At 35.2% G+C, this 5,935-nt stretch carries 2 protein-coding genes and 1 rRNA gene; 2 read left to right on the top strand and 1 reads right to left on the bottom strand.

The genetic code is table 11. The annotated features are described in order from the left end of the window. Together rrf and ACW6OJ_RS07200 are read left to right on the top strand one after the other, a co-directional pair. Positions 1-104, top strand: a 5S ribosomal RNA gene (gene rrf, locus ACW6OJ_RS07205); the annotation flags it as partial. 568 nt (positions 105-672) lie between these two features. Then, a complete protein-coding gene (locus ACW6OJ_RS07200) occupies positions 673-4,113 on the top strand; it encodes a pyruvate carboxylase (protein ID WP_456096158.1) in 3,441 nt (1,146 codons plus the stop codon). Between the two features lie 1,268 nt (positions 4,114-5,381). Here the strand turns inward: ACW6OJ_RS07200 and ACW6OJ_RS07195 are convergent. Further along, positions 5,382-5,612, bottom strand: coding sequence for a helix-turn-helix transcriptional regulator (locus tag ACW6OJ_RS07195; protein ID WP_304086221.1), 231 nt, complete (start codon positions 5,610-5,612; stop codon positions 5,382-5,384). Between the last annotated feature and the right edge of the window lie 323 nt (positions 5,613-5,935).

Genomic DNA, 5,935 nt, shown 5'->3' with positions numbered 1-5,935 from the left:
GCAAGGAGGATACACCTGTTCCCATTCCGAACACAGAAGTTAAGCTCCTTAGCGCTGAAGGTACTTGGTGGGAAGCTGCCTGGGAGAATAGGACGTAGCCATGTGACTAGGCTCTAGTTTTTACTAGGGTCTTTTTTTGTGCCTATATTTAGGGATGATAGTTTATGTGAAAGTGATCTCTTAGTAATAGTCTACTTATATGAAATTAATCACCTAGTAAGAGTGTATTTATCATTAGCATCTACTATAGGACTAAGATGAAAACAAACAAAAATTAACGAACAATATAAATGAAGAGTTGATGAATATTCGAAATAATTCATGTCATAAATTTGACAGATTAATGCAAGGCAAACGCTAGAAACAGCAAATAATAGGCTATATATTGGACGAAATAGTGAGATAATAGGATAAAATTGACAGATGAACTTAAAAATATTGCAATTTTACTAAATCTAGCAAAATTTACACCATATAAAAGTCAAGAATTAAGCCAAAAAATTGGGAAAACCTTTATTTATCTATGGAATGTACGTATTACAAGCCTTTAATAATTAGGAATTGCCTTATAAATCATTATTTTATAAAAAATTTGATTTTAGGTATTTAAAATAAACCGAAACTGGTATATAATAGAGGTATTAAATTTAAAAATAAAGTGGAGGTTGACATATGCTTAAAAAGTTTAACAAAGTTTTGGTAGCCAACAGAGGCGAAATTGCCATAAGAATCTTCAGAGCCTGTGCAGAGTTGCAGATTAGGAGTGTTGGTATATATAGTGAAGAAGATAAGTACGCCCTATTCAGAACTAAGGCAGATGAATCTTACCTTATAGGCGAAGGCAAGGGACCAGTAGATGCTTATTTGGACATAGATGGAATCATAGCCCTAGCTAAGAAGAAAAAGGTAGATGCTATCCATCCTGGTTATGGATTCTTGTCTGAAAATGCAGAGTTTGCTAGGAAGTGTGAAGAAAACGGAATCACATTTATAGGGCCAGACTCTTCTATAATGGAAAAGCTTGGTGACAAGATAAATTCAAAGATTGTTGCACATGAGGCAAACGTACCTACAATACCAGGTGTTGAAAAGGCCCTAAAGACTGTAAAGGAGGCCAAGGCTGTAGCTGAAAAGATAGGCTACCCAGTAATGGTTAAGGCATCTAACGGTGGTGGCGGTAGAGGTATGAGAATCGTACGCCGTGTAGAAGATCTTGAAATAGAGTTTGAAAATGCAAGAAGTGAATCAAGAAAGGCATTTGGAGAAGACCTTATATTTATAGAAAAGTATATAGAAGACCCTAAGCATATAGAAGTTCAGGTTCTTGGTGACAAGTACGGAAATATCGTCCACTTATATGAAAGAGATTGTTCTGTTCAGAGAAGGCACCAGAAGATTATAGAATTTGCACCAGCATTTTCTCTAGATCCTGATGTAAGGGAAAGAATATGTGAGGATGCTGTTAGAATAGCTAAGCATGTTGGTTACACAAATGCTGGTACTCTAGAATTCTTGGTAGACAAAAATGGAGACTACTATTTTATAGAAATGAATACTAGAGTTCAGGTTGAACACACAGTAACAGAGGAAGTTACAGGTATAGATATAGTACAGAGTCAGATTCTAATTGCAGAAGGCTGCAAGTTATCTGACCCAGAAATCAATATACAGAGTCAGGATGATGTTCAGGTAAGGGGATATTCTATCCAGTGTAGAATTACAACAGAAGACCCAAAGAAGGGCTTCATGCCAGATACGGGTAAGATACAGGTATATAGGTCTGGTTCAGGGTCTGGTATCAGACTAGATGGAGGTAATGGATTCACAGGTGCGGTTATCAGCCCATACTATGACTCTCTGCTAGTAAAGACTATTTCTTACGATAGAACATTTAGGGGTGCTATCAACAAGATGGTAAGGTCTATAAAGGAAATGAGAGTTAGGGGAGTAAAGACTAATGTTGGCTTCCTAGTAAATGTACTACTAGACCCAAGATTTATAGCAGGAGAATGCTCTACAAAGTTTATAGATGAAAACCCAGAATTATTTGATATTGAAGAAAGTAAGGACAGGGGAACTAAGTTACTTAAGTTTATAGGTAACGTAGTAGTTAATGAAAACAAGTGTGAAGAAAGAAGGGTATTTGATACCCTATATGAGCCAAGGATTAGAGAAATTGCCAAGGTTGAGGGTAGCAGGGACAAGTTGCTAAGACTAGGTAAGAAGGCCTATATAGAAGAAATAAAGAATGAAAAGAAGCTTCTATTTACTGATACTACGATGAGAGACGCCCACCAGTCATTGATAGCGACTAGGTTTAGAACCTTTGACTTGATGAATATAGCTGAGGCTACTGAGCACTACCAGAAGGATATGTTCTCTTTAGAAATGTGGGGTGGAGCGACATTTGACGTTGCCTACAGGTTCCTTAAGGAGTCTCCATGGACTAGACTACATAGGTTGAGAGAAGCAATACCGAGCATCAACTTCCAGATGCTATTGAGAGCATCGAACGGTGTTGGCTATAAAAACTATCCAGACAATGTAATTGCCGAATTTATTAAGGAGAGTGCAAACTCTGGTATAGACGTATTTAGGATATTCGACTCATTAAACTGGACAGAAAACATGAAGCAATCGATGGCTACAGCCCAGGAAACTGGTAAGATAGTTGAGGCAGCTATGTGTTATACAGGAGATGTCCTTGACCCAGACAAGACTAAGTATACTATAGACTACTATGTGAATATGGCTAGGGAATTAGAAGCAGCTGGTTCAGATATCATAGGTATAAAGGATATGGCTGGTCTATTAAAGCCATATGCTGCGTATGAATTAATCAGGGCACTAAAGGAAAATGTAAAGGCCCCAATTCACCTACATACGCATGATACTAGTGGCAATGGTGTTGCCACACTACTAATGGCTTCACAGGCAGGAGTAGATATAGTAGATGCAGCCCTAGAGTCAATGGCAGGTATAACTTCACAGCCATCACTAAATGCTATAATAGAAGGCTTGAAGTTTACAGACAGGGACCCTCATATAGATATGTTTGGCTATAATGAGCTAGGCAAGTACTATAGGGACCTAAGAAAGATTTACTACAAGTTTGAAAGTGACCTTACTAACTCAAATGCTGAAATATATGACTTTGAAATACCAGGTGGCCAGTACACTAATTTGAAGCCACAGGCAGATGCTCTAGGTCTAGTAAATAGGTTTGAAGAAGTTAAGGAAAACTATAAGGTTGCCAACAGGGTAGTTGGAGATATAATCAAGGTTACTCCATCATCAAAGGTAGTAGGAGACTTAGCTATATTCATGACTAAAAACAACCTTACAGAAGAAAATATATTAGAAGAAGGTAAGAACTTATCATTCCCAGACTCACTAGTTGACTACTGCAAGGGTATGATTGGTCAGCCAGCAGGTGGAGTACCAAAGGGACTTCAGGAAGTTGTTCTAAAGGGAGAACCTGCTATTACAGCGAGACCGGGTTCACTATTGCCATCAGAAGACTTTGATGCTATTAAGGAGCACATAAAGAATGACCTTGGAATAGAAAATCCAACTCAGAGGCAGGCCCTAAGTTATGCCCTATATCCAAAGGTATTTGATGACTATGTAAACCACGTTAAGGACTTTAATGATGTAAGTGAGCTTGAATCTGACGTATTCTTCTACGGTCTAAACATTGGCCAGGAATGCGAGGTAGAGATAGAAGAAGGTAAGAACTTAACTATAAAGCTAGTGGATATTGGAGAGCCTAAGGAAGATGGAATGAGGACTCTAACATTTGAGCTTAATGGTATGCTAAGAGATGTGGATATTAAGGATAACAACTATACAGGCCTAATCAAGAGCGTTGAAAAGGCTGATATGAATGATCCTTACCAGATCGGAGCATCTATACCAGGTAAGGTGGTTAAGTTATTAGTTAAGAAGGGTGATGAAGTAGAAGTCAATCAGCCTCTAATAGTAATTGAAGCCATGAAGATGGAGACTAACATAGTTGCTAAGTCTGCAGGTGTTATTAACGACATAAAGGTTGCTGTAAATGACATGGTAGTAGACAAGCAGTTACTAATTCAGCTAGATCCAATTGATTAGAGTGTATGTAATTTTTTCTGTAAATTGGCCTTCTATGGCTAATCTGCCAATCAGACAGTTAAAAAATAAATATTTGATTATCAGGAAGGCTGGTTAAAATGGTTGTATAATATTTAGCGTTGGTGAGAGAAAAAATTCTCTCCCAACGCTAAATTTTTTGCAAAAAAATAGGAACACACATCAAATCTCATGTATAATTTGAATCGCACAAAATAAAAAAAGGAGAATTTTCTGAAAATATGGTTGATATTTTATAGTATATATGATATACATAAATAAAAAAATCTTTATAACTAAATTGGCCAGTTTGTAAATAAATTGTAAGGAGGGGTTTTTATGGAATATATAAATCCTCAAAGGTATAAGGGCGATATAAATATTATTTATCATGTTTAAGCCAATATGAAAATAAAATTAAAGTTAAAAGTTATAAGTAAGTAGGTTTAAATTATTAGAAAGGATTGTCAACTATGAATAATAAATTTAATATTAGCCTAGCAATACTGCAAATAATTACTGGTATTCTTGGAGCTATGGTTTTTTTAAAAAGTTTTCTAAATTATGGCGAAGTGACAATAACAATGACTATTCTATCATTTTTTTTTATGGTGTTTGGTTTAGCTCAAGGATTAAGAAGTCTCTACACCATGTACAAACATTGATAAAAAGGGCTCTATGTCAAATAACGTTGGTGATAATTTGAATCAATAAAATCTATTAAATTATGGTTGTAAAAAATTAGCGTTGGTAGAGAAAGTCCTCTCACCAACGCTATTCTTTATACAACCAAATATACAACCTTAAATTCACCCTAACCCATATTTTGTGCAACCTTCAGCTAAGGCTATCTACTCTCTATTTTTATGTCCTATAGAGAAAAATAGAATTGATATAGCTACTAATGTTATTGATAAAGGTAACGCCCTAGCAGTTAATGCTTCTGCAATATAATCACCAAATACACATATTTTTACTAGATATATAATAATTAATGCAAAGCTTACTCCCAAACAGCATTTACAAATATAAGCAATGTTCCTCATAGCCACACCTAATGATCTTCAGAATAACTACGAATAGCTGGTACATTTACACTAACATAATATGTTTTAGTCCATTTTAACATTTTACTTACCTACCTTTCGATTTTATTCATAATAAATTACTAAACCTGTCTATCGAAAAGTAATCAGTCTCCATTTTTATACCTCTGAGGATTATTATAGTTCATAAATTTCCCCCCTTTACACAATGTAATCATATAATTGTTAACAACAATTATGGTCATGACACTTATATGTTTCTTCTCCATCCAAGTCGAAAATCTGATACATACAAACTCCTAAAGCGTTTGCTATATCATTTGCAGTTTTTAGACTTGGGACTGTTTTTCCTATTTCTATATGATTTATACTTATTCTTGATATTCCAACCTTTTTGCCTAATCTATGTTGGGATAAACCTAAAGGTTTTCTATATTCTTCAATTCTATTTCTCATTATTTAGCCTTCTTCCTTTGGTTAAGTGTAGTTTACCATAATTATTATTATTTGTAAACAATTAATGTTGAGTAACTATTTTGTCGGTTACACCTGTTATAGTTCCTACCCCTGAATCTCACAGCGATGTTTTGTTCTATTTGGCAAGTTCTTTTCTGATACTTAGAAATTCATCGCCACTTCCTCAAAAAGACAACATATATACTAATAGGGTGTATGTAATCTTTCTGTTATACTAGCATTAGAACACATATCATTTCTCCTTATTATTTTTTTTCGCTATTTAAATTATACACGAGATTTGATGTGTGTTTCTATTTTTT

Source organism: Peptostreptococcus sp., assembly GCF_977045075.1.
This window is presented reverse-complemented; position numbering and strand designations above follow the sequence as displayed.

Bases quoted from the DNA above. Each gene is read 5' to 3' on its own strand.
- ACW6OJ_RS07200 (WP_456096158.1), top strand. From the start codon at position 673: ATGCTTAAAAAGTTTAACAAAGTTTTGGTAGCCAACAGAGGCGAAATT.
- ACW6OJ_RS07195 (WP_304086221.1), bottom strand. From the start codon at position 5,612: ATGAGAAATAGAATTGAAGAATATAGAAAACCTTTAGGTTTATCCCAA.